Origin of the sequence: Pseudomonas sp. IT-P294, from assembly GCF_949767865.1 — a bacterium.
Lineage (GTDB): Bacteria > Pseudomonadota > Gammaproteobacteria > Pseudomonadales > Pseudomonadaceae > Aquipseudomonas.
In genome coordinates this window covers 82,911-105,040 of record NZ_CATKQW010000044.1, presented here as the reverse complement: position 1 = coordinate 105,040, position 22,130 = coordinate 82,911, and the positions used below count along the sequence as shown (strand labels likewise).

Below are 22,130 nucleotides of genomic sequence, written 5' to 3'. Positions count from 1 at the left end.
TCGAGTATCAGGAACACTACATGATCGCTTGCCTGCGGCTGTTCACTGCCCTCTGCCTCGCTGCCTTGCTGGTGGCTTGCGCCAGCTCGCCCTCTTCCAGCCTTGGCGAACTTCCACGGACCCCGGATGCCAGTATCGAGCAACTGCTCGAACAGGCCGCTCAAAGCAAGGACGCGGAGAAAGCCTCGCTGCTGCGCCTGAGCGCGGCAGACCTGGCCTATCGTCAGGGTAACGCCGGCCAGTCCGCGCAAATCCTGCAACTGGTTCCGCTGGAACAACTCAAGCCAGCGCCACAAGTCTTCGCCAGCACCCTGGCGGCGGAACTGGCCATGACGCGCAATCAGCCCAAGGCTGCATTGACGGCCTTGAGCCATCCAAGCCTGCAACATCTCGGCGAACTTCCGGTCGAGCAACAGGTGCGCACAGGCACTGTCCATGCTCGCGCCCTTGAAGCCGATGGCCAGACACTCGCCGCCGCACGGGAGCGCATTTTCATCGCGCCAATGCTCAGCGGTGATGCGGCCAGCAAGAACCACGAAGCGATCTGGATCCTGATTGCCTCGTTGCCGACCGATCAACTGCAACCGACCACCTCCGACGACCTCGGCGGCTGGATGGGCCTGGCGCTGGCGGTGAAAACCGCGGGCACCCTGGAGCAGCAGCAAGCCGCGATCGACAACTGGCGCGCCCAGAACCCCAAGCACCCGGCGGCCATCCAGCTGCCGTTGCCACTGACCAACCTCAAGGAACTGGCAAGCCAATCCCTGAGCAAAATCGCCCTGCTGCTGCCGCAAGACGGCCCGCTGGCATCGGTTGGCAAAGCACTGCGCGAAGGCTTCATGGCCGCTCATTACCAGGCGCAACAAGCCGGGCAGAAGCCGCCAGCCATCGAGTTCTATGACAGCTCGAAACTGACCTCGATGGACGAGTTCTATCGCAAGGCCCAGGCCGACGGCGTGCAACTGGTGGTCGGTCCGCTGGAAAAGCCGCTGGTCAAACAGCTAAGCGCTCGCCCACAACTGCCGATCACTACCCTGGCCCTGAACTACAGCGAAGGCGAACAAGGTCCGCCCCAGCTGTTCCAGTTCGGTCTTGCAGCTGAGGATGAAGCTCGCGAAGTGTCCCGTCGCGCACGCGCCGATGGCCTGCATCGCGCCGCCATCATGGTGCCGAAAGGCGAATGGGGCGATCGCGTACTGAGAGCCTTCAGCCAGGATTGGCAAGCCAACGGCGGCACCGTCATTGCCACCGAGCGTGTCGACCAGCCGGTCCAGTTGGCCCAGCAGATTGCCGACATGTTCCAGCTGCGCCAGAGTGAAGGTCGCGCCAAGAGCCTGCAAAGCACCGTCGGTTCGCAAGTTGCGGCCCAGCCTTCGCGCCGCCAGGACATCGAATTCATCTTCCTGGCTGCCACACCACAACAAGCCCAGCAGATCAAGCCGACCCTGAACTTCCAATACGCGGGTGACGTGCCGGTTTACGCCACTTCCCACGTATTCAGTGCCAGCGGCGACGTGAATCAGTACAACGACATGAACGGCATTCGCTTCTGCGAAACCCCATGGTTGCTGGACGCCAACGATCCCCTGCGTAAACAGGTCACCGCGCAATGGCCACAAGCCGCCGGCAGCCTGGGCCGCCTGTACGCAATGGGCGTCGATGCCTATCGCCTGGCACCGCGCCTTGGGCAACTCAAGGCACTGCCGGACAGCCGCATCGAAGGTCAGTCGGGTAGCCTGGGCATGACCCAGAATCAACGGGTGGTTCGCCAGTTGCCGTGGGCACAGTTCGTCAACGGCCAGGTTCAACGCCTTCCGGACACTGCGCGCTAATGCCCGACAGGTCACGCCAGCAAAGCGGCAAGGATGCCGAGCGCCATGCGCTCGAGCATCTTCAACAACAAGGTCTGCGCCTGCTGGCGCAGAACTGGTTGTGTAAACGTGGCGAGCTTGATCTGGTCATGCTTGATGGCGATACAGTAGTATTCGTTGAAGTTCGCTACAGAAAAAACACCCAGTGGGGTGGCGCACTCGACAGCATCGATGGGCGCAAACGGCAGAAACTGATTTTCGCCGCGCAGTATTTTCTTCAGCGCGAGTCGCGCTGGGCCGATTCCCCCTGCCGCTTCGACGTGGTTGCCATCGACAGCAGCCTTGATCAGTTGAACTGGATGCAAAATGCCTTCGACTGCTGATCGCTTGCGCCCCGAACCGGACACCCACACCCAACACTTTTGCTCTTTGCTTTGCGGGCTGCACATTCATGTGCCAAGTAGCCGCGCTAATTAAGGTCACACAGATGGACATGCAATCCCGAATTCGCCAGCTTTTTCAGGCCAGTATCGACACCAAGCAAATGGCGATGGACGTACTTGCACCGCACATCGAGCAAGCCAGCCAGGTGATGGTCAACGCCCTGCTCAACGAGGGCAAAATGCTTTCGTGCGGCAACGGTGGCTCCGCCGGCGATGCACAGCACTTTTCGTCCGAGCTGCTCAATCGCTTCGAGCGTGAACGTCCGAGCCTGCCAGCCATTGCGCTGACCACCGACAGCTCGACGATCACCTCGATTGCCAACGATTACAGCTACAACGAAATCTTCTCCAAACAGATCCGCGCCCTCGGCCAGCCAGGCGACGTATTGCTGGCGATTTCCACCAGCGGCAACTCGGCGAACATTATTCAAGCGATCCAGGCCGCACATGATCGCGAAATGATTGTCGTAGCATTGACCGGTCGCGATGGCGGCGGCATGGCATCGCTGCTATTGCCCGAGGACGTCGAGATTCGCGTACCGGCCAATGTCACTGCACGTATTCAGGAAGTCCACCTGCTGGCGATCCATTGCCTTTGCGATTTGATCGACAGCCAACTGTTCGGGAGTGAAGAATGACCCCTAATCGCCTAGGCCTTCTGGCCTTGACCCTGTGCCTCGGCATCAGCGGCTGCACATCAGTGGTTAACGCCAGCCGTGAAGCGCCTATCGAAGATGACCGCGGCACACGCACCTTCGGCAGCAAGATCGACGATTCCCTGATCGACACCAAGGTCGGCGTGAACATCGCCAAGGCCGATCCGGCTCTGGATAACGATTCGCACATCGTCGTCACCAGCTTCAACGGTGTTGTGTTGCTCGCCGGGCAAACCCCGCGCGCCGACCTCAAGGCCAAGGCCGAACAAGCCGCTTCGGCTGTTCAGCGGGTTAAGACGGTTCACAACGAACTGCAGATTCTGCCACCCTCCAGCTTCCTCGCCCGCCAGAACGACACCTGGCTGACGTCCAAGATCAAGACCCAGATGCTCACCGACCCGAACATCCCGGGCTCGCGCATCAAGGTTGTCACCGAGAATGGCATCGTCTACTTGCTCGGCCTGCTGACCAAGCAGGAAGCGGAACAGGCGACCAACCTGGTACAGGGTGTTTCCGGCGTGCAGAAGATCGTGAAGCTGTTTGAGTACATCGACTGACGCGTAAATCGCAGGCACAAAAAAGGCGATCCATATGGATCGCCTTTTTTATTACTTCACCACTTTCAAACTGGGTCGACCGCTGGGACGCGGCGGCTCGCTGTCGGGTGGCGGAAGATCATCATCCGGCTCGATCTCTTCCTCGTCCTCCATGGGCGATTCCAGATCGAACACCATGCCTTGGCCATTCTCCCGAGCGTAAATGCCCAGGATCGAAGCAATAGGCACGTACAGGGTGTGCGGCACGCCACCGAAGCGCCCTTCGAAGCTGACCGCTTCGTTGTCCATGTGCAGATGACGCACGGCGGCCGGTGATACGTTCAGGACAATCTGTCCGTCACTGGCAAAACCCTGAGGCACCTGCACCGACGGATACTCGGAATTGACCAGCATGTGCGGGGTGCAATCATTGTCCACAATCCACTCGTAGAGCGCGCGGACCAGATAAGGTCGACTGGAGTTCATAGCGGCTCCTTAAGCCTTAGCGCATATCGCGTTCGACACCAGACAGACTCGCCTGGAAAGCCTCACGCGCAAACGAGCGCTCCATGTAATCAAGCAACGGCTTGGCAGGCCGCGGCAGTTCAATACCCAAAATCGGCAATCGCCAGAGTATTGGCAATAGGCAGCAATCCACCAGACTTTGTTCCTCACTGAGGAAAAACGGCTTGTCGGCGAACAACGGCGACACGCCGGTCAGGCTTTCGCGCAGCTCTTTACGAGCCACGACACGGGCTGCTTCCTTGGTCCGCGAATCCAGGATCAGATCCACCAGACCACACCAGTCGCGCTGAATACGATGAATCAGCAAACGGCTGTTGGCACGCGCCACCGGGTAAACCGGCAGCAGTGGCGGGTGCGGGTAACGCTCATCCAGATATTCCATCACCACGGTCGACTCCCACAACGCCAGGTCACGATCGACCAGGGTGGGCAGACTTCCGTAAGGGTTCACTTCAATCAGTTTAGGCGGCTGGCGACCAGCTTCCACGTAAATGATCTCTGCGCTGACACCCTTCTCTGCAAGTACGATGCGCACTCGGTGGGAATAGTGGTCGGCGGGGTCGGAGTAACAGGCCAACCGATTGGTCACGCCCATGGCGGTCCTCCTCGCTTGTTGAAATTATCGGAAGCGGAAAAACGCGCGCGCCCAGAGGACGCCTCCCGTAACGCCTGGCTCACCAGACTCGTTACACCTTCAGAGACGCCCCTGGGCGCGCGCGATTAACAGCAATTACTTAAAGCTTTATCAATGGACGTCTTTCCAGTATTCGCGCTTGAGCAAGTAAGCGAATACGAAGAAGAACGCCAGATACAGCAACACATAGGTACCGATGCGCTGATGCTGCAGCTTCACCGGGTTGGCCGAGTAGGCCAGGAAGGTCACCAGATTCTTGACCTTCTCGTCGAACTGCTCTGCGTTCAGCGTGCCGGTTTTCGGCAACACAGTCAGCTGGTCACACGCTTCATGAGTCAAAGCAGTGCCTGTCAGCGGATCATATTGCTTTTTGCCGTCTTCGACGATTTGAACTTGTTTGCAGCCTACCACCTGACGACCCTGCAGGCCGACCAGAACGTTAGGCATCCCGACGTTCGGGAAGACTTTGTTGTTCACCCCCCAAGGGCGCGCCGGGTCTTCATAGAACGAACGCAGGTAACCATAGAGCCAGTCGGTACCGCGAACACGAGCGACCAGGGTCAGGTCGGGCGGTGCCGCACCGAACCAGGTCTTGGCGTCTGCCGGCTGCATGCCGATGCTCATGTGGTCGCCAATCTTGGCGCCAGTGAACACCAGCTTGGAGAGCATCAGGTCGTGCGGGATGCCAAGGTCATCGGCAACACGCTCGTAACGCTGGAACTTGGCGCTGTGGCAGCCCATGCAGTAGTTGGCGAATGTACGCGCGCCATCCTGCATGGCCGCTTTGTCGGAAACGTCGATGTCGACCTTTTCCAGCTCGGGACCACCGTGCTCAGCCGCGAAGGACAGAACAGGCATGGCAGCAAGAATCAGTACAGCAAATAGTTTTTTCATCAGCCAGTCACCCTTTCCGGAACCGGTTTTGTCTTCTCGAGCCGGGTGTAGAACGGCATCAGAATGAAGTAGGCGAAGTACAGGAAGGTACATACCTGCGACAGCAACGTCCGCTCAGGGGTTGGGGCCAGAACGCCCAGAATGCCCAGGATCACGAACGCGATGCAGAACACCCAGAGCCAGATCCTGCTCAGCCAGCCTTTGTAGCGCATCGACTTGACCGGACTCCGGTCGAGCCACGGCAGTACGAACAGCATGGCAATCGAAGCACCCATGGCGATTACACCCATGAGTTTGTCCGGAATCGCCCGCAGAATTGCGTAGAACGGGGTGAAGTACCAGACCGGAGCGATGTGTTCAGGGGTCTTGAAGGCGTTCGCCACTTCAAAGTTCGGCTTCTCGAGGAAGTAGCCGCCCATTTCCGGGAAGAAGAACACGATCGAGCAGAAGATGAACAGGAACACCACAACGCCGACGATATCTTTCACGGTGTAGTACGGGTGGAAGGCAATGCCGTCCAGCGGTACGCCGTTTTCGTCCTTGTGTTTCTTGATGTCCACGCCGTCCGGGTTGTTCGAACCAACTTCGTGCAACGCCAGGACGTGCAGCACCACCAGACCGAGAATCACGATCGGCAAGGCAACCACGTGCAGGGCGAAGAAGCGGTTCAGAGTAATGCCGGAAATCAGGTAGTCACCACGGATCCACTGGGTCAGGTCGTTGCCGATGACCGGGATCGCACCGAACAGCGAGATGATCACCTGGGCACCCCAGTAGGACATCTGGCCCCACGGCAGCAGATAACCCATGAAGGCTTCAGCCATCAGCGCCAGGTAGATCAGCATCCCGAAGACCCACACCAGCTCACGCGGCTTCTGGTACGAACCGTAGAGCAAGCCACGGAACATGTGCAGATAGACCACGATGAAGAACGCCGAAGCGCCAGTGGAGTGCAGCAGGCGCAGGATCGAGCCGTACTCGACGTCGCGCATGATGTATTCGACGGAAGCAAACGCCTCTTCCGCCGACGGGGTGTAGCTCATGGTCAACCAGACACCGGTAACGATCTGGTTAACCAGAACGAGCAATGCCAGCGAGCCAAAGAAGTAGAAGAAGTTGAAGTTCTTCGGGGCGTAGTACTTGCTGAGATGGTCTTCCCACATTTTGGTCGCGGGAAAGCGCGCATCAACCCAATCCATGAACTTGCTCATCACGCTTTCTCCGTATCGACGCCGATGACAATGATCTCATCGGTCTCATAGGAATGCGGGGGAACTGGCAGGTTCAAAGGCGCAGGTTGCGACTTGTAGACGCGGCCAGCCAGATCGTAGTGGGAACCGTGGCAAGGGCAGAAATAACCACCTACCCAGTCCTTGCCCAGATCAGCAGGTGCCACTTCCGGACGGAAGGTCGGCGAGCAACCCAGGTGCGTGCAGATACCGATCAGCAGCAGAACTTCTGGCTTGATCGACCGCGTTTGCGGGTCGACATAAGTCGGTTGCGTCGAGTTCTTGGAGGTCGGGTCAGACAGCTGGCCCTCGATCTTCTTCAGATTCCCCAGGATTTCCGCAGTACGGCGGACAATGAACACCGGCTGACCGCGCCACTCAGCAATCATCTGCTGGCCTGGCTCGATTTTGCTGACATTCACCTTCACCGGTGCACCTGCGGCTTTCGCCTTGGCACTGGGAAACCATGACCCCACGAACGGGACCGCAGCCCCCACCGCTCCTGCAGCACCCACCACGGATGTGGCTGCTACCAAGAAGCGACGCCGGCCTGCATTCACGCCGTCATTGCTCATTCAGTCCTCTCCCATCAGCTTTGTGGCCTGTTAAATCAGGCGTCTACTAAGTAAAAATCTGAACTTATAAAAATTTTGCCGAATGGTAATGAAAAGCCCCAATTCTGACAAGGTAATTACCGAAGGGCTCCACTGCCAAGCCTTGCAGTATAGGGCCTCTACGGCTGTGGCAAGTTGTCACAGCGCAATTCTTTGATAAATAACGCGCATAAAAAAACGCCCAGCTTCGCGAGGAAGTTGGGCGTTCTTTTTGAACGAGAAAGCGAATTAACGCTTCGAGTACTGCGGACGCTTACGCGCTTTACGCAGACCGACTTTCTTACGTTCAACTTCACGAGCATCGCGAGTAACGAAGCCAGCTTTGCGCAGAGCGCCACGCAGGGTTTCGTCGTACTGCATCAGTGCGCGAGTGATACCGTGGCGGATTGCGCCAGCTTGACCACTTACACCACCACCGATCACGGTGACGTAGATGTCGAACTTCTCGACAGTCTCAGTCAATTCCAGCGGCTGACGAACTACCATGCGGGCAGTTTCGCGGCCGAAGAAATTATCCAGCGAACGGTTGTTGATGGAGATGTTACCTGTACCCGGACGCAGGAAAACGCGTGCGGTTGCGGTCTTGCGACGGCCAGTGCCGTAATTTTGAGTCGCCGACATAATGAACTATTCCGTTAAAACTTCAGTTCTTGGGGCTGCTGAGCAGTATGAGGGTGTACAGCGCCCGCATAGACTTTCAGCTTACGATACATGTCGCGACCCAGCGGGTTCTTAGGCAGCATGCCTTTGACCGCGGTCTCGATCACGCGCTCAGGGGCTTTGGCGATCAGCTTTTCAAAGTTGATCGACTTGATGCCGCCCGGGAAACCGGAGTGGGAGTAGTAGATCTTGTCGGTGGTTTTAGCACCGGTTACACGAATCTGCTCGGCATTGATAACGACGATGTAGTCGCCGGTGTCAACGTGAGGAGTGTACTCAGCTTTATGCTTGCCACGCAGACGGCTCGCGATTTCGGTGGCCAGACGACCCAGGGTCTGACCTGCAGCGTCGACGACAAACCAGTCGCGCTGTACTGTTTCCGGTTTAGCAGTAAAAGTTTTCATTCTTTATAGCCTCAGGGGCCGCCCTGTAAATTAGACGGCGGATCTTACTGAATAGTGCGTACTTTGACAAGTCAAAGGCAGCCGGATACAGACGCTTTCGGGGGCTCGGGTCGGCGCGTCCGTTCAACGGCAAGATTCTTCGGCGGCGGCGCATCACTTCCACTGCAGAAAGAGGTGCGCAATTATGCAGATTGCGAAAAATATTTCAACCTGCTTTTATGATTGTTTTGCCCAAGGAGCACCCGATGGACTATCGCCAGCTAGGCCGAACCAATCTGAACGTGAGTGCCATCTGCCTCGGAACCATGACCTGGGGCGAGCAAAACAGCGAAGCTGAAGCCTTCGCCCAGATTGAACGGGCCAAAAGCGCCGGGATCAATTTCATCGACACCGCCGAGATGTATCCGGTGCCGCCCAAGGCTGAAACCTACGCCACCACCGAACGCTACATCGGCAATTACTTCAAGAGTCGCGGCGATCGTGCCGACTGGATCCTGGCGAGCAAGATCGCCGGCCCCGGCAACACCATCGATTACATCCGCGACAAAAACCTGCGCCACAACCGCCAGCACATCACCGAAGCCGTGGACGCGAGCCTCAAGCGCCTGCAAACCGACTACATCGATCTGTACCAGCTGCATTGGCCGGAACGCAGCACCAACTTCTTCGGGCAGCTGGGCTACAAACACAAGATCGAAGCCAACCTCACGCCACTGGAAGACACCCTCGAAGCGCTGGACGAACAGGTCAAGGCCGGCAAGATCCGCCACATCGGCCTGTCCAACGAAACACCGTGGGGCACCATGCGCTTCCTCGCCCTGGCCGAAGCCCGTGGCTGGCCGCGCGCGGTGTCGATCCAGAACCCGTACAACCTGCTCAACCGCAGTTTCGAAGTCGGCCTGGCGGAAATCGCCATCCGTGAACAATGCGGCCTGCTCGCCTATTCGCCGCTGGCGTTCGGCTTCCTGTCAGGCAAGTACGAAGGCGGCGCCAGGCCGCCAAAGGGTCGCCTGAGCCTCTACAGCCGCTTCAGTCGCTATTTCAATGCACAGTCGGAAGCAGCGTGCAGTCGTTACGTGGCGCTAGCCCGTGAGCACGGCCTGGACCCGGCGCAGATGGCATTGGCGTTCGTGACCCAACAGCCGTTCGTGACCAGCAACATCATTGGCGCGACGACGCTGGAGCAACTCGACAGCAACATTGCCAGCTTCGAGCTGAAACTTTCCGATGAAGTGCTGGAAGGGATCGAGGCGATTCACAAGGATCATCCGAACCCGGCGCCTTGATCGATCATTAGACCCGATCGCGAGCAAGCCCGCTCCCACAGATTCAGCGCTGAACCGGTGGGAGCGGGCTTGCCCGCGATGGCGATACTGAACTCACAACAAATTCAAAGCGACCGCGCAATAATCTCCTTCATGATCTCGTTGGTCCCGGCGTAAATCCGCTGGACCCGCGCATCCGCCCACGCCCGGGCGATCGGGTATTCCCACATGAAGCCGTAACCGCCATGCAGTTGCACGCATTCGTCGAGCACCTTGCATTGCAGATCGGTGCCCCAGTATTTGGCCATCGCGGCCGTCGGTACATCCAGCTTGCCTTGCAGGTGCAGCTCCAGGCAGCGATCGACAAACACCCGACCAATCTGAATCTCCGTCGCCATCTCCGCCAGCTTGAAGCGAGTGTTCTGGAAATCTGCAATCGCCTTGCCGAAAGCCTTGCGCTCGCGAGTGTAGTCCAGGGTCCATTGCAACGCGGCTTCGGCCGAAGCGAGTCCGCCGATGGCAACTGTGAGGCGTTCCTGAGGCAACTCCTGCATCAGATACGCGAAGCCCATCCCGGCCTGCCCCAGCAGGTTTTCTTTCGGCACTCGAACATCCTGGAAAAACAGCTCCGACGTGTCTTGAGCCTTCATGCCAACCTTTTCCAGGCGCTTGCCCTTGTCGAAGCCCGGCGTGTTGGCCTCGACCAGAAACAGGCTGGTGCCTTTGGCCCCGGCCTTCGGATCTGTCTTGGCCACGACAATCACCAGATCAGCGAGAAAGCCGTTGGTGATGAATGTCTTGGAACCGTTGATGACATATTCATCACCGTCCAGCACGGCAGTGGTTTTCACGCCTTGCAGGTCGGAACCGGCCCCCGGCTCGGTCATGGCGATGGCCGTGACCATCTCGCCAGACACCAGTTTCGGCAAGTATTTGTGCTTCAGCGCTTCACTGCCGTAGTGCAGGATGTACGGCGCCACAATGTCCGAATGCAGGGAAAATCCGATCCCCGTCAGCCCCAGGCGACCGACCTCCTCGATCACCACGGCACTGTAGAGAAAGTCCGCCCCCAGCCCGCCATATTCCTCTGGCAGGTGAGAACAGAGCATCCCCGCCTCCCCTGCCTTGTTCCAGAGTTGACGGTCGATATAGCCTTGTTTTTCCCATTGCCCATGGAACGGCACCGCTTCTTTTTCGAGGAACGTTCGCACGCTGTCGCGAAAAAGTTCGTGCTCGGAACTGAACAAGGTTCTGGGAATCATGCGGCACCTGTCGTTGGTTGGAAGGAGTTGACCTTCAGAGACTAAGCCTCGCATTCGATACAGGACACTGGACACATCAGACAAAAAATAAGACGATCCAGCCGTCTGGTGACCACTTTCCCCTATAAGAATAAAGTTGAATTATGTCTAACCAAGCCTCCACGCCCTTGCGGCGCGTCAGCATCCTGGCCATTGACCGGGTTTTCGCTTCCACCCTCATGCAAGCCAAGGATTTCTTCCATCTAGCCAGCCTGCGTTATGGCAAACAACTGGGCCAGGGCCTGACACCGGCGTTCGAAACCCGACTGGTCAGCCCCGATGGCAAACCGGTGAACAGCTTCAGCGATGTGATCATGCCGGTGGACGGCGCCCTGGAAAATGCCGACGTCATCATCCTCCCCGCCTTCTGGGACGACTTCGACACACTCGTCAAACGTTATCCACAAGTCCTGCCGTGGCTGAGAGAACAACACGCTCGCGGCGCGGTATTGTGCGGCGAAGCGACCGGGGTGTTCTGGCTCGCCGAAGCCGGGTTGCTCAATGGCAAGGAAGCGACCACGTACTGGCGCTTCTTCAACGCCTTCGCCGAACGCTTTCCACAGGTCCAGCTCAATCAGGACAAGCACCTGACCGACGCCGACAACTTGTATTGCGCCGGCGGCACCACCTCCGCCTGCGACCTTTACATTTACCTGATCGAACGCTTCTGCGGCGCCAACGTCTCGCAAGCCGTGGCGCGCGACATTCTCTACGAAGTGCAGCGCAGCTATTCGCCAGGACGTATTGGTTTTGGCGGACAAAAACTGCACCAGGACGTGATCATCCTGCAGATCCAGCACTGGCTCGAAGAACATTTCGCCGACAAATTCCGCTTTGAAGACGTGGCCCGCGAGCACGGCATGAGCATCCGCAACTTCATGCGCCGCTTCCAGACCGCCACCGGTGACAAGCCGCTGCATTACCTGCAACGCCTGCGCATCGAGACCGCCAAAGGCTTGCTATCGGGTAGCCGCAAGAGCATCAAGACCATCAGTTATGAGGTCGGATATGACGATGCGAGCTTCTTTGCGCGGTTGTTCCGCCAGCACACCGAACTGTCGCCGAACCAGTATCGGCAGCAATTCCAACAAGCCGCTTAAGGGCTGGACTTGAAACGATGATCGAAGCGGACGCAGAGCGTCCATGGCGGCATTCCCACGCAGAGCGTGGGAACGATCAGCACAAAAAAAAGGCCTGCAATGCAGGCCTTTTTTATTATCCGAAATATCCTAAGGCTTATGCGCCCGGGACAGGAATTCGTGCGATTGCATCTCCAGCAGGCGGCTAAGCGTGCGCTGGAATTCAAAGTTCAGGCGACCGCCGGTGTAGAGGTCCTTGAGCTCGACTTCAGCAGAAATGATCAGCTTGACGTTACGGTCGTAGAACTCGTCGACCATGTTGATGAAGCGTCGGGCGATGTCGTCGGTGGTGACGCTCATCTGCTCGACACCGCTGAGCAACACGGCGTGGAAGATCTTGCCCAGCTCGATGTAATCGTTCTGGCTGCGCGGGCCGTCGCACAGTTCGCGGAAGTCGAACCAGGCCACGTCATCGCAGGTGCGCACGGCACGGATTTCGCGGTTCTCGATCATCAGCACGTCGTTCTCGACCGCAGCCGTGCATTCCGGCGTCAGAGCGCGGAAGCTCTTGCGCAAACTTTCCTGAGCGGCTTCGTCCAGCGGGAAGTGGAACAGTTCCGCTTGCTCGAGGTGACGCAGACGATAATCGACGCCGCTGTCGACGTTGACGATGTCAGTGTTTTGCTTGATCAGCGCAATGGCCGGCAGGAAGCGCGCGCGTTGCAGACCGTCCTTGTACAGGCCGTCCGGCACGATGTTCGAGGTCGCGACCAGGGTCACGCCATTTTTGAACAGTTCTTCCATCAGCGTGCCGAGGATCATCGCGTCGGTGATGTCGGACACGAAGAACTCATCGAAGCAGATCACCCGGGCTTCATCGGAGAAGCGCTTGGCGATGATGGTCAGCGGGTTTTTCTCGCCACCCAGGGTCTTCATCTCTTCGTGCACGCGCTTCATGAAGCGGTGGAAGTGAGTGCGGACCTTTTCCTTGAAGGGCAGCGCTTCAAAGAAAGTATCGACCAGGTAGGTCTTGCCACGGCCAACGCCGCCCCAGAAGTACAGACCCTTGACCGGTGCCACGTCTTTCTTGCCAAACAGCTTGCCGAGCAGGCCCGGTTTACTCTGCGAGGCGGCGACCAGATCGTCGTACAGGCGCTGCAGATGGCGCACGGCAGTTTCCTGCGCGGCGTCATGGAAGAATTCCGGGCGTTTCAGATCAGCTTGATATCGTTCTAGGGGCGTCATAATTCGTTAGCAAGGCAACAAAAACGGGCCGTCACTGTAGCGACGGCCCGGGGGAATGGCAATCAGCCCTTGGTCGGGCCGTGCCGTTGATTTATTCCTGAACAGGGGTCAGGGCAACCCGCAAGGCCTCGATGGCGACGTCGCGAGCGGCATCGTCAGCGAACGTCGGGCTGTCGGCCACACACTCGCCTTCCAGCCAGACGCTGAAGCTGCGGTCTTCACTGCGCACATCCAACGGCTGGCCTGATTGCAGCTGCTTGGTCACCTGACCTGCGGTTTTGCCGTCGGCGAAGTTACGCGACAACAGCAATTGCTCGCCATCGGCCGCCAACAGACGGAAGCGGAAACTGCTGTCTTCTTCGCGGAAGCTGACAAAACGAGCGGCTTTCGCGGCTTTCTTTTTGGTGGTGGCCGCGACTTGGGTCTGGGCAACAAAAGAACGCAGGCCAACCGCCTCACGCAGTTCGTGGAGGAACGGGGTCGCCACCGAGCGGGCCTTTTTGGCGCCGGCCTGCAGGATGTCTTCCAGGTCCGCCGGACGTTCGATCAACTGGTGATAACGCTCACGGGACTCGCCCAGCTCGCTGTCGAGCAGTTGGAAAAGGCGATTTTTCGCCTCGCCCCAACCCAGGCCCTGCAACAACTCGCTGCGGAATTCGTCGGACTGCGCCGGGGTGGCGAAGGCCTGGAACAAGGTGAACAGGTGCGAGTTGTCGGGATCCTTGGCTTCACCCGGCGCGCGGGAGTCGGTGACGATCCGCGAGATCGCGTCTTTCATTTCCTTGGCACTGCTGAACAACGGAATGGTGTTGTCGTAGCTCTTCGACATCTTGCGACCGTCGAGGCCTGGCAGTGTGGCGACGCTTTCTTCGATCAGCGCCTCGGGCATGGTGAAAAATTCTTTGCCCTGACCGAACAGGTGGTTGAAGCGCTGGCCGATGTCGCGGGCCATTTCCACGTGCTGGATCTGGTCACGACCGACCGGCACCTTGTGTGCATTGAACATCAGGATGTCGGCGGCCATCAGCACCGGATAGCTGTACAAGCCCATGGTGATGCCGGCGTCCGGGTCTTCGCCGGTCTCGACGTTCTTGTCCACCGAGGCCTTGTAGGCGTGGGCGCGGTTGAGCAGGCCCTTGGCGGCGACGCAGGTCAGCAGCCAGGTCAGCTCAGGAATTTCTGGGATGTCGGACTGACGGTAGAACGTCACACGATCCACATCCAGGCCACCGGCCAGCCAGGTCGCGGCGATTTCCAGACGCGAGCGCTGGATGCGCAGCGGGTCATCGCATTTGATCAGGGCATGGTAGTCGGCCAGGAAGTAGAACGAATCGGCATTGCTGTCACGACTGGCCAGGATCGCCGGGCGGATGGCGCCGGCGTAGTTGCCCAGGTGCGGCGTGCCGGTGGTGGTGATGCCGGTGAGAATACGGGTACGAGTCGTCATGGGTAATCGCTTGTCAGACTGCAATCAATTCGAAAGACGCGGCAGGATCAGATCCTTGAGATCAGTCAGCTTGCCATGAAAAAAGTGTCCGCATTCTGCCACTTTCAGCAGCTCATGGGGACGTTCGAGTTTGTCGGACCAGTCGTAGACAGCTTGCGGATCGATGACTTCATCGGTTTCCGGCTGAATCAGGGTCAGATCGCCCTGTTGTGGAAGTTTATCCTGATCACCCAGGCGCATGACCGCAGGCGCAACCATGAACAAATGCTTGAGCTGCTCGCCTTTGGCTTCCAGGCGGCCGCCGAGACTGGCCGCCACAAAACCGCCGAAGGAGAAACCGAACAGCGTCAACGGCAAGTCCGGGTGCCTGGCCCGCAGCCACTCGGCCGCGGCCTGGGCATCGTCGACTTCGCCGGTACCCATGTCGTGGGCGCCTTCACTGGCACCGACACCACGGTAGTTGAAACGTAAAGTAATCAAACCGGCGTCGCGCGCGGTGCGCTGCAGGGTCGAGACCACTTTGTTGAGCATGGTGCCGCCCTGCACCGGATTCGGATGGCAGATCAGTGCCAGGCCTCGAGGCTGCTCGTTATCCAGGTACAAACTTTCCAATTGACCGACCGGGCCATCAATCAATACAGGGGTTTCGCGCATAAGCAAGGAAGGAACTCCGTGACCTCAAATCGGGTCGACTCGTCTAGCAAATTGTCTGTGCCAATCTATTGCGAGTGAATCGCGGTATACAGCGCAGGTTCGAGCCGTTAACGTAAAGCAAAGCCGTTTATAGAGGAAGGACTCGTGGAACACTCGCTCTTAGTTTGGTTGTTGCCGACTCTTGCCCTGGTTGTGGGTGTCGCCATAGGTTTCCTGATCGCTCGCCTGGTGCCGAATGCTGCGCCGAGCAGCACACAACGTCAGCTGGATGACATTCAGGAACGTTTCGACAGTTATCAGAATGAGGTGGTCACCCACTTCAACAGCACTGCAAACCTGGTCAAGAAACTGACTGCGAGCTATCAGGAAGTGCAGGATCACCTCGCCGAGGGCGCCAACCGCCTGGCCCTGGACGAGCAGACTCGCCAACGCTTGCTGGCCGCCCTGCATTCCGATGCGACCGTAGCGCCACGGGAGCGCCTGACGCCTCCGCGCAATCAGGAACCGCCTCGCGATTACGCCCCAAAAGCCCCGAACGCGCCGGGCATGCTCGATGAACATTACGGCCTGAAGAAATAATCAGGTTTCGCGCGACATGAAAAAGCCCCCGGACAAGTGATTGTCCGGGGGCTTTTTTACGCCTGGGGTTCAGTCAGGTCAGTAAAGGTAACGCGTTTATTGCTGCGGATACTGCTGACCCGGAATCGCCTTCAGGTTGACTTCGACCCGACGGTTCTGCGCTCGGCCATTGGCGTCGCCGTTGCTGGCAATCGGGTTATCCGGGCCGGCGCCACGGGCTGAAAGGTTGGTGCCGCTGACACCTTGCGAGGTCAGGTAAGTCGCCACGCTCTGCGCACGACGCTGGGACAGGTCCATGTTGTGCTGACGGCTGCCAGTGCTGTCGGTGTAGCCGACGATCTCGATCTGGTTCTGGTTGAACTCCTTGAGCGAGCCCGCCAGGCTATTCAACGGCTGGTAGAAGCTGGAAGCGATGTTCGCCGAATCGGTCGCGAACGTGATGTTGCCCGGCATGATCAGCTTGATCTGGTCACCCTGGCGCTGCACTTCGACACCGGTGTTGGCCATGCTGGCCCGCAGTTTTTTCTCTTGCTGGTCGGCGTAGTAACCATACCCGGCAGCGGAAGCACCCACGACAGCGGCGCCAATCAGCGCGCCCTTGCCACGGTTGTCGTGGTTGATGGCAGCACCCGCCAAGGCACCGGCCAAGGCACCCAGACCGCCATATTTAGCGGTCTTGCTCATGCCCTCGGAGCCACCACCGTTGGCCTGGCCCTGATTGTCATAAGGATTGGGCGAGGCGCAGCCAGACAGCAAGGCAACAGCCGTAGCGACAATAATCAAACGCTGCTTGGTGAACATTAAGAGCTCCTACTTTTGCATTCTAGGGTGCAACGGATCAGGCATTGGACCTTTGCGGGCGTTGGATCATTTCGCCCGTCAAAAATTCCACCTGTTACAAATCAGGCGCGAACAAAAGGGTTTTCGCGCATTTCATCGCCCAGTCGTGTGTCCGGACCATGCCCGGTCACGACGGTCGCATCTTCATCGAGGGTATACAGCCGCTGCTTGATCGACCGCACGATAGTCGCCTGATCGCCCCCCCACAGATCCGTGCGCCCGACTCCACGACGAAACAACGTGTCGCCGGCTATCAGCAGCTTAGCCTCGGAAAACCAAAAGCTCATGGAACCTGGCGTATGGCCCGGCGTATGCAATGCCACGCCGCAGCCGCAAGCCAGTTCTTCATCGTCGGCCAACCAGCAGTCGGGTGACGGCACTGGCGTATAAGGCACACCGAACATCTGGCACTGCATTTCCAGATTGTCCCAGAGGAACTGATCTTCTTTATGCAGGTGCAAGGTCGCGCCGGTTTTCTCCTTGAGCTGACCGGAGGCCAGGAAGTGATCCAGATGCGCATGGGTGTGGATGATGCTGACGACTTTCAGGCCCAAGGCGTCGAGGCGCGCCAGGATCAACTCATGATTGCCGCCCGGATCGACCACGATCGCTTTCTTGGTGATCGGGTCGCCGATGATCGTGCAGTTGCACTGCAAAGGGCCAACGGGGAAGGTTTCGCGGATGAGTACGGGGGTTGGAACAGTCATGGGAAGTCGTTGGCCTGTATCAGACGGAAGGCTGTGAGTGTGGCTTGAGGATTCTACGCCTCGCCGAAACGGCGCGGGAGTACAAACAAATACGCCCTCCCGACTTGCTCGCGGCGTTTGCGTTGAAGCTTGGGCGCAGGTTTGGACTAGGCCAACACCCCCAACTCCTTCGCCCGGGCAACCGCCTGCGTACGCCGCTCCACCCCAAGCTTGCTGTTGATATGACTCGCGTGGGTCTTGACCGTGTGCAGTGAGATGAACAACTGGTCGCTGATTTCCTGGTTGGAGCAACCTTGGGCGATCAGGCGCAAAACGGCCAGCTCACGTGCGCTGAGCTGTTCGGCCCCAGGCGATGACTCCAAGGCCGGGCGAGCAGCCGTGGCCGGAAGTTTTTCAGTCAGGTTTTGCGACACAACGGTCGGCGGAAACAGTTGCAGTTGACCCCGCAGCCAATCCGGGTGTGCAGTCAACAACCCGTCAAACGGTTGCAGGACCCCGCCGGCTGCCGCTTCCAGCGCCTGAACCAACGCCTTGCGTGCTTCCGGCTCACGCCCGGCCGCCAGCAACAAGGTTATTTTCTGCGCCAACGCCATCACGCTGAGCATTTGCCGTCCCGATGTCTGCCCTTGTTCAAGCAACGCATTCAAACGCCCTTCGGCCAGCATCGGTTGCCCCTGAATCACCTCGAGCAACGCTTGCTGCAACTCGATATGCAGCGGCAGTTGAGGATGAAATTCCGGCGGTGCGGCCGCGTGTTCACCGTTGTAAGTCTGGCCCAGCCGTGACAGCCAGGCTTCCGCCAGATCGGTGCGCCCCTGGGCCAGCCAGAGTTCGCATTTGACCAGCGTGATCATCGCCAGGTAGTAAATCGGCGGCACGTCCCAGATGTGCATCAGGCGTTCGGCTTCGGCGAGTTCGGCGAAGGCTTTGGCGAATTCGCCGCTGCTGCCTTCGAGCCGGGCGATCACGCAGTGGCCAATCAACACGCTGATATCGCGACAGGCGCGGGCTTCACTCAATCCCGCTTGCAAACGCGCCCGCGCAGCTTGCGGTTGCAAGCGCACGGCCAAGAGAAAACCTTCGTACAGGGTCAAGCGTGCACGCACCGCATAAAGCCGTTGCGGCGACAATCCTTGCAGACGCTGCAGCCCCTGACGCACTTCCTGCAACGAACGCAGGATTTCCCCACGCGCTTGAAGCACGCGCGCGCGGTCGTAATGGGCCAGCGCTTCGAACAGCGGGTTGCCGACTCGCTGTGCCAACTCCAGCGACTCGCGATTCAGGCTGCGGGCACGCCACAAATCGCCGTCGGCGATCGCCAGGTTGGACAGGGTCGAAAGGCACATCAGCCGTTGCCCGTAGCGCTTGGCCGGGAGGCTCTGCAGCGCTTCGGTGCAGTAAAGCTGCGTGAGCGCGCGATTGCCTCGCCCTCGGGCGATGATGCCGCTCAGGGCCAGCCATTGCGCCAGCATGGACTTCTGCGCGGTGGCCGACGGGGCTGGCAGGAAACGACTCAAGTGGGCCGCCAGCTCCTCGGCAGCATCCAGCTGACAGGCCAGCCCCAGCGCCCAGCTGTAGAGCACGATCAGCCGCGGCGTGCTGATCAGCAGGCTATCGGGCAAGTCCATTTTCCAGCGCAGCAACATGCCGACGTTCTGCTCGGCGAGCAATTGTTCTTCAGAAAGGTTTTGCACCAGGTTCGCCGCAACGTCCAAGTGCCCGGCGCGCAACGCCTGCTCAACGGCCTCGTCGAGCAGCCCTTGTGCATTGAACCAGCGACAGGCGCGCAGATGCAGGCTGGCGGCCGGCACGATCGTCTGCGCGATGGGACGGGTGCGCAGCAGGTCGGAAAACAGGTGGTGATAGCGATACCAATGGCCGTGCTCGTCCAGCGGCACCAGGAACACCTGGTGTGCCTGAAGGAAACGCAGGATGTCGGCACTGTCATGGGCTTCGCGGATGGCGTCGCAGAGCTCGCTGCAAAAACGCTCCTGAGGCGCGGTGTCGTACAGAAATGACTGCACTTCGGCAGGCAGGCAATCGATGACTTCTTCGAGCAGGTAATCGCGAATCAGCCCTTCCCCACCGTGCAAAGACTGAGGCAACGCAGTGTCGGTACCCGCCTCGGAGGCCGCCAGCAGCCAGAAACGCAGGCCGGCGACCCAGCCTTCACTGCGCTGAATCAGATTTTCCAGGGCCTCGCCACGCAATGAACTGCTGTGTCGGTCGAGCAACGTCAGGGCTTCGTCGTGAGTCAGTCGAAGGTCCTGCTCATGCAACTCGAGCAGTTGGCGCGACAGGCGCAAACGCGCCAGGTGCCAGTCCGGACGTTGTCGACTGGTCACCATGACCAGCAAGCCCTCGGGCAAATGATTGAGGAAAAACTGCAGGCAGCGATCGAGCACCGGGCCTTGGGCCAGATGGTAGTCATCCAGCACCAGTAACAAAGGTGTCATGGGCGAAAGATGAATGGCCAGCTCGTCAAGCAAACCGTCCAGCCATTCCTCGAAGGCGAACGGCTGATGGCGTTGGCGCATTTTCAGCAGGCCCAGCGCCTGGCTGCCCAGTGTCGGAAAGTAATCCTGAAGACCTTCGAGCAAGCGCTCAAGGAAACGGCCAGGGTCGCTGTCTCGAGGACTCAACCCCAGCCACAGGCTTTGCCAATGGGCCGGCAGCCCCTGACAGAACTCCACCGCCAATGAGCTCTTGCCGAACCCGGCGGGCGCACTGACCAGCAACAGCCTGCCACCGAGGCCGGCACTCAGGCGCTCGCACAGACGAGGCCGCAATACATGGCCGTCAGGTAACGGGGGCCGGAAAAAGCGCCCTTCCAGTGCCGCGACGGCAGCGCTTGCAGGGCCCGGGAGTGGGGACAGATCAGTCATGGCCGGCTCTTGTTTGAAATACGGATGGCGGCGTTGCAGATGTCCGCAGACTAGCGGTAAACGAAGAGGGAATGAAGGTTATTGCTACAAATGGCTACAAAAAGAATACAAGCAAAAGTGTCCGGCCTGCGATGGTGTTTTCCTGGCAGACCGAGTCGCCCCCATCGCGAGCAAGCTCGCTCCCACAGTCGATCGCACTTTTATGGACAAGCGCGTTACCTATGGGAGCGAGCTTGCTCGCGATGGGGGCGTCAAAGGCACCGAAGACTCATGGAAAAAATCCAGGCAAAAAAACGCCCCGAACCAGTCGGGGCGTTTTTCGAGGATGCGGCCTCTGTTCAGTGCAGGTTAGCGAACCCCGTCCTGACGCAACGCAGCAGGTGTGAAATCGCTGGTAGTTGCGGTGAAGCCGAAGTCATACGCCGACTTCTCTTCGTTCTTCATGCCCAGTGCCAGGTAACGGCCCGATTGCAGGTCGTACAAGGTTTCCAGGGTGTACCACGGCACTTGAACGTTGTAGTAGTTCTGGGAGTGGGCTTCCGCCACGCGCCACAGTTGATTACGACCGTCGTAGTGATCGATCACCGCTGCCTGCCAGGTGTCTTCGTCGATGTAGAAGTCACGTTTGGCATAGATGTGACGCTGACCTTCCTTCAAGGTTGCCACTACATGCCAGACTCGGCGCAGCTCGTAGCGAGCCAGATCCTGGTTGATGTGGCCGGCCTTGATGATGTCGTCGTACTTGAGTTGCGGCGAATCGAGCTTGTAGCTGTCGGAGGCGATGTACATCTCTTTCTTGCCTTCGAGCTTCCAGTCGTAACGATCCGGCGCGCCGTTGTACATGTCCAGGTTGTCGGAGGTCCGCAGGCCATCCGCCGCAGTACCCGGCCCGTCATAGGACACTTGTGGCGCACGACGCACGCGACGTTGACCGGCGTTGTAGACCCACGCCGAACGCGGTTCTTTCACCTGGTCGAGGGTTTCGTGTACCAGCAGCACACCACCGGCCAGACGTGCCGGCGCAGTCACTTTCTGCTTGAAGTAGAACAGGATGTTGCCCGGGTTTTTCGGGTCGTAGTCTTTCATCTTGTCGCGGAACACGAACTGGTCCTGGAAGTACACCAGGCTGTACGAGCCGTTTGGCTGCGGCGTGGCCTGGGTCACCAGACGGGTCACGCTGCCACCGCGATAGCGGGTGATGTGGTTCCAGATGACTTCAACGCCGCTCTTTGGAATCGGAAACGGTACCGCGGTTTCAAAGTTTTCCAGACCGTTGCCGCCAGACACCAGGTTAGTGGCGGTGGCGTTTTTCTTGATCGCGGCGAACACGTCATCCGGCACGGTCGCGCCGCGATGGGACGGGTAAACCGGCATCTTGAAGGTTTCCGGGTAGCGCTTGAACATCGCGTACTGACCCGGAGCGAGCTTGTCCTTGTACTGATCGACGTTTTTCGCCGTGATCGTAAACAGTGGTTTTTCACTGGCGTACGGGTCAGACAGGAAGCCTTTTCCGTCGACGGTGCCGGCGGTTTTCGCCATCGGCTTCCAGGCTGGAATCGAACCGTCGGCGTTGCCCGCCATCTCGGCCCCCATCGGGGTCAGGCTTTTGCCCAGCTTGTCCGCTTCGGCAGCGGGGACCGCCGCCATGACGCTGGTTGCCAGCAGCGAAAGCCCCAGAACACCGGCGTGGAACAGACTCTTTGTTATTTTCATATGTGTGTT

At 58.9% G+C, this 22,130-nt stretch carries 22 protein-coding genes; 7 read left to right on the top strand and 15 right to left on the bottom strand.

Translation table 11 applies throughout. The annotated features are described in order from the left end of the window. Positions 1-20 precede the first annotated feature (20 nt). From ACM6I0_RS23285 to ACM6I0_RS23270, 4 genes are all read left to right on the top strand, one after another. Positions 21-1,832: a penicillin-binding protein activator gene (locus ACM6I0_RS23285; protein ID WP_414923379.1), complete on the top strand. Its 1,812-nt coding sequence runs from the start codon at positions 21-23 to the stop codon at positions 1,830-1,832. Next, on the top strand, positions 1,832-2,194 hold the full coding sequence (locus tag ACM6I0_RS23280) for a YraN family protein (RefSeq protein WP_018930123.1): 363 nt from the start codon (positions 1,832-1,834) through the stop codon (positions 2,192-2,194). Before ACM6I0_RS23285 ends, ACM6I0_RS23280 begins: the two co-directional genes overlap by 1 nt. A gap of 104 nt (positions 2,195-2,298) precedes the next feature. Continuing rightward, positions 2,299-2,892, top strand: a complete 594-nt coding sequence (locus ACM6I0_RS23275; protein ID WP_008025961.1) for a phosphoheptose isomerase — start codon at positions 2,299-2,301, stop codon at positions 2,890-2,892. Then, positions 2,889-3,467, top strand: coding sequence for a BON domain-containing protein (locus ACM6I0_RS23270; protein ID WP_285435292.1), 579 nt, complete (start codon positions 2,889-2,891; stop codon positions 3,465-3,467). The genes ACM6I0_RS23275 and ACM6I0_RS23270 overlap by 4 nt, the downstream gene beginning before the upstream one ends. Before the next feature lie 51 nt (positions 3,468-3,518). Here ACM6I0_RS23270 and ACM6I0_RS23265 read toward each other — a convergent pair whose 3' ends face one another. The 7 genes from ACM6I0_RS23265 to rplM all read right to left on the bottom strand — a co-directional run bounded on the left by ACM6I0_RS23265 (position 3,519) and on the right by rplM (position 8,406). Further along, positions 3,519-3,932, bottom strand: coding sequence for a ClpXP protease specificity-enhancing factor (locus ACM6I0_RS23265; protein WP_008037283.1), 414 nt, complete (start codon positions 3,930-3,932; stop codon positions 3,519-3,521). A gap of 16 nt (positions 3,933-3,948) precedes the next feature. Next, positions 3,949-4,566, bottom strand: coding sequence for a glutathione S-transferase N-terminal domain-containing protein (locus ACM6I0_RS23260; protein ID WP_007905304.1), 618 nt, complete (start codon positions 4,564-4,566; stop codon positions 3,949-3,951). 150 nt (positions 4,567-4,716) lie between these two features. Further along, positions 4,717-5,499: a cytochrome c1 gene (locus ACM6I0_RS23255; protein ID WP_222588386.1), complete on the bottom strand. Its 783-nt coding sequence runs from the start codon at positions 5,497-5,499 to the stop codon at positions 4,717-4,719. After that, positions 5,499-6,710 carry a cytochrome b gene (locus ACM6I0_RS23250; RefSeq protein ID WP_090180233.1) on the bottom strand — a complete coding sequence of 404 codons (1,212 nt, stop codon included), beginning with the start codon at positions 6,708-6,710 and terminating at the stop codon, positions 5,499-5,501. The genes ACM6I0_RS23255 and ACM6I0_RS23250 overlap by 1 nt, the downstream gene beginning before the upstream one ends. Continuing rightward, positions 6,710-7,303, bottom strand: coding sequence for a ubiquinol-cytochrome c reductase iron-sulfur subunit (gene petA / locus ACM6I0_RS23245; RefSeq protein ID WP_285435288.1), 594 nt, complete (start codon positions 7,301-7,303; stop codon positions 6,710-6,712). The genes ACM6I0_RS23250 and petA overlap by 1 nt, the downstream gene beginning before the upstream one ends. 267 nt (positions 7,304-7,570) lie before the next feature. Beyond that, a complete protein-coding gene (rpsI, locus tag ACM6I0_RS23240; RefSeq protein ID WP_002555064.1) occupies positions 7,571-7,963 on the bottom strand; it encodes a 30S ribosomal protein S9 in 393 nt (130 codons plus the stop codon). Positions 7,964-7,977: 14 nt separating this feature from the next. Next, on the bottom strand, positions 7,978-8,406 hold the full coding sequence (gene rplM / locus ACM6I0_RS23235; protein ID WP_007905295.1) for a 50S ribosomal protein L13: 429 nt from the start codon (positions 8,404-8,406) through the stop codon (positions 7,978-7,980). 245 nt (positions 8,407-8,651) lie between these two features. On the opposite strand from rplM, the gene ACM6I0_RS23230 reads away from it, so the two are divergent. Further along, on the top strand, positions 8,652-9,692 hold the full coding sequence (locus ACM6I0_RS23230) for an NADP(H)-dependent aldo-keto reductase (protein WP_222588387.1): 1,041 nt from the start codon (positions 8,652-8,654) through the stop codon (positions 9,690-9,692). A 104-nt stretch (positions 9,693-9,796) separates the two neighbouring features. Here the strand turns inward: ACM6I0_RS23230 and ACM6I0_RS23225 are convergent, their stop codons facing one another. Next, complete coding sequence (locus ACM6I0_RS23225) at positions 9,797-10,933, bottom strand: acyl-CoA dehydrogenase family protein (protein WP_285435284.1); 1,137 nt, start codon at positions 10,931-10,933, stop codon at positions 9,797-9,799. 218 nt (positions 10,934-11,151) lie between these two features. Between ACM6I0_RS23225 and ACM6I0_RS23220 the strand changes: the two genes are divergently transcribed. Next, on the top strand, positions 11,152-12,072 hold the full coding sequence (locus tag ACM6I0_RS23220) for a GlxA family transcriptional regulator (RefSeq protein ID WP_197678942.1): 921 nt from the start codon (positions 11,152-11,154) through the stop codon (positions 12,070-12,072). A gap of 129 nt (positions 12,073-12,201) precedes the next feature. Here ACM6I0_RS23220 and zapE read toward each other — a convergent pair whose 3' ends face one another. The 3 genes from zapE to ACM6I0_RS23205 all read right to left on the bottom strand — a co-directional run bounded on the left by zapE (position 12,202) and on the right by ACM6I0_RS23205 (position 15,397). After that, positions 12,202-13,296, bottom strand: a complete 1,095-nt coding sequence (gene zapE / locus ACM6I0_RS23215; RefSeq protein WP_090180220.1) for a cell division protein ZapE — start codon at positions 13,294-13,296, stop codon at positions 12,202-12,204. 91 nt (positions 13,297-13,387) lie between these two features. Next, positions 13,388-14,743, bottom strand: coding sequence for a tryptophan--tRNA ligase (locus tag ACM6I0_RS23210; protein WP_285435281.1), 1,356 nt, complete (start codon positions 14,741-14,743; stop codon positions 13,388-13,390). A 24-nt stretch (positions 14,744-14,767) separates the two neighbouring features. Further along, positions 14,768-15,397, bottom strand: coding sequence for an alpha/beta hydrolase (locus ACM6I0_RS23205; RefSeq protein ID WP_285435279.1), 630 nt, complete (start codon positions 15,395-15,397; stop codon positions 14,768-14,770). Positions 15,398-15,541: 144 nt separating this feature from the next. On the opposite strand from ACM6I0_RS23205, the gene ACM6I0_RS23200 reads away from it, so the two are divergent. After that, complete coding sequence (locus ACM6I0_RS23200) at positions 15,542-15,976, top strand: YhcB family protein (protein ID WP_222588392.1); 435 nt, start codon at positions 15,542-15,544, stop codon at positions 15,974-15,976. A gap of 96 nt (positions 15,977-16,072) precedes the next feature. Here ACM6I0_RS23200 and ACM6I0_RS23195 read toward each other — a convergent pair whose 3' ends face one another. The 4 genes from ACM6I0_RS23195 to ACM6I0_RS23180 form a co-directional block, all read right to left on the bottom strand. Further along, positions 16,073-16,777 (bottom strand): OmpA family protein, encoded by a 705-nt coding sequence (locus ACM6I0_RS23195; protein WP_285435278.1) that lies wholly within the window; start codon positions 16,775-16,777, stop codon positions 16,073-16,075. A 101-nt stretch (positions 16,778-16,878) separates the two neighbouring features. Continuing rightward, positions 16,879-17,523 (bottom strand): MBL fold metallo-hydrolase, encoded by a 645-nt coding sequence (locus tag ACM6I0_RS23190; protein ID WP_285435277.1) that lies wholly within the window; start codon positions 17,521-17,523, stop codon positions 16,879-16,881. 146 nt (positions 17,524-17,669) lie between these two features. Next, positions 17,670-20,408 carry a LuxR C-terminal-related transcriptional regulator gene (locus ACM6I0_RS23185; protein ID WP_414923378.1) on the bottom strand — a complete coding sequence of 913 codons (2,739 nt, stop codon included), beginning with the start codon at positions 20,406-20,408 and terminating at the stop codon, positions 17,670-17,672. Between the two features lie 348 nt (positions 20,409-20,756). Continuing rightward, positions 20,757-22,121 carry a DUF1329 domain-containing protein gene (locus ACM6I0_RS23180; protein ID WP_285435273.1) on the bottom strand — a complete coding sequence of 455 codons (1,365 nt, stop codon included), beginning with the start codon at positions 22,119-22,121 and terminating at the stop codon, positions 20,757-20,759. Positions 22,122-22,130 lie beyond the last annotated feature (9 nt).

Excerpts from the sequence above, each read along its gene's own strand:
- ACM6I0_RS23285 (WP_414923379.1), top strand. The coding sequence starts at position 21 with ATGATCGCTTGCCTGCGGCTGTTCACTGCCCTCTGCCTCGCTGCCTTG.
- ACM6I0_RS23280 (WP_018930123.1), top strand. The coding sequence starts at position 1,832 with ATGCCCGACAGGTCACGCCAGCAAAGCGGCAAGGATGCCGAGCGCCAT.
- ACM6I0_RS23275 (WP_008025961.1), top strand. The coding sequence starts at position 2,299 with ATGGACATGCAATCCCGAATTCGCCAGCTTTTTCAGGCCAGTATCGAC.
- ACM6I0_RS23270 (WP_285435292.1), top strand. The coding sequence starts at position 2,889 with ATGACCCCTAATCGCCTAGGCCTTCTGGCCTTGACCCTGTGCCTCGGC.
- ACM6I0_RS23265 (WP_008037283.1), bottom strand. The coding sequence starts at position 3,932 with ATGAACTCCAGTCGACCTTATCTGGTCCGCGCGCTCTACGAGTGGATT.
- ACM6I0_RS23260 (WP_007905304.1), bottom strand. The coding sequence starts at position 4,566 with ATGGGCGTGACCAATCGGTTGGCCTGTTACTCCGACCCCGCCGACCAC.
- ACM6I0_RS23255 (WP_222588386.1), bottom strand. The coding sequence starts at position 5,499 with ATGAAAAAACTATTTGCTGTACTGATTCTTGCTGCCATGCCTGTTCTG.
- ACM6I0_RS23250 (WP_090180233.1), bottom strand. The coding sequence starts at position 6,710 with ATGAGCAAGTTCATGGATTGGGTTGATGCGCGCTTTCCCGCGACCAAA.
- petA (WP_285435288.1), bottom strand. The coding sequence starts at position 7,303 with ATGAGCAATGACGGCGTGAATGCAGGCCGGCGTCGCTTCTTGGTAGCA.
- rpsI (WP_002555064.1), bottom strand. The coding sequence starts at position 7,963 with ATGTCGGCGACTCAAAATTACGGCACTGGCCGTCGCAAGACCGCAACC.
- rplM (WP_007905295.1), bottom strand. The coding sequence starts at position 8,406 with ATGAAAACTTTTACTGCTAAACCGGAAACAGTACAGCGCGACTGGTTT.
- ACM6I0_RS23230 (WP_222588387.1), top strand. The coding sequence starts at position 8,652 with ATGGACTATCGCCAGCTAGGCCGAACCAATCTGAACGTGAGTGCCATC.
- ACM6I0_RS23225 (WP_285435284.1), bottom strand. The coding sequence starts at position 10,933 with ATGATTCCCAGAACCTTGTTCAGTTCCGAGCACGAACTTTTTCGCGAC.
- ACM6I0_RS23220 (WP_197678942.1), top strand. The coding sequence starts at position 11,152 with ATGCAAGCCAAGGATTTCTTCCATCTAGCCAGCCTGCGTTATGGCAAA.
- zapE (WP_090180220.1), bottom strand. The coding sequence starts at position 13,296 with ATGACGCCCCTAGAACGATATCAAGCTGATCTGAAACGCCCGGAATTC.
- ACM6I0_RS23210 (WP_285435281.1), bottom strand. The coding sequence starts at position 14,743 with ATGACGACTCGTACCCGTATTCTCACCGGCATCACCACCACCGGCACG.
- ACM6I0_RS23205 (WP_285435279.1), bottom strand. The coding sequence starts at position 15,397 with ATGCGCGAAACCCCTGTATTGATTGATGGCCCGGTCGGTCAATTGGAA.
- ACM6I0_RS23195 (WP_285435278.1), bottom strand. The coding sequence starts at position 16,777 with ATGTTCACCAAGCAGCGTTTGATTATTGTCGCTACGGCTGTTGCCTTG.
- ACM6I0_RS23190 (WP_285435277.1), bottom strand. The coding sequence starts at position 17,523 with ATGACTGTTCCAACCCCCGTACTCATCCGCGAAACCTTCCCCGTTGGC.
- ACM6I0_RS23185 (WP_414923378.1), bottom strand. The coding sequence starts at position 20,408 with ATGACTGATCTGTCCCCACTCCCGGGCCCTGCAAGCGCTGCCGTCGCG.
- ACM6I0_RS23180 (WP_285435273.1), bottom strand. The coding sequence starts at position 22,121 with ATGAAAATAACAAAGAGTCTGTTCCACGCCGGTGTTCTGGGGCTTTCG.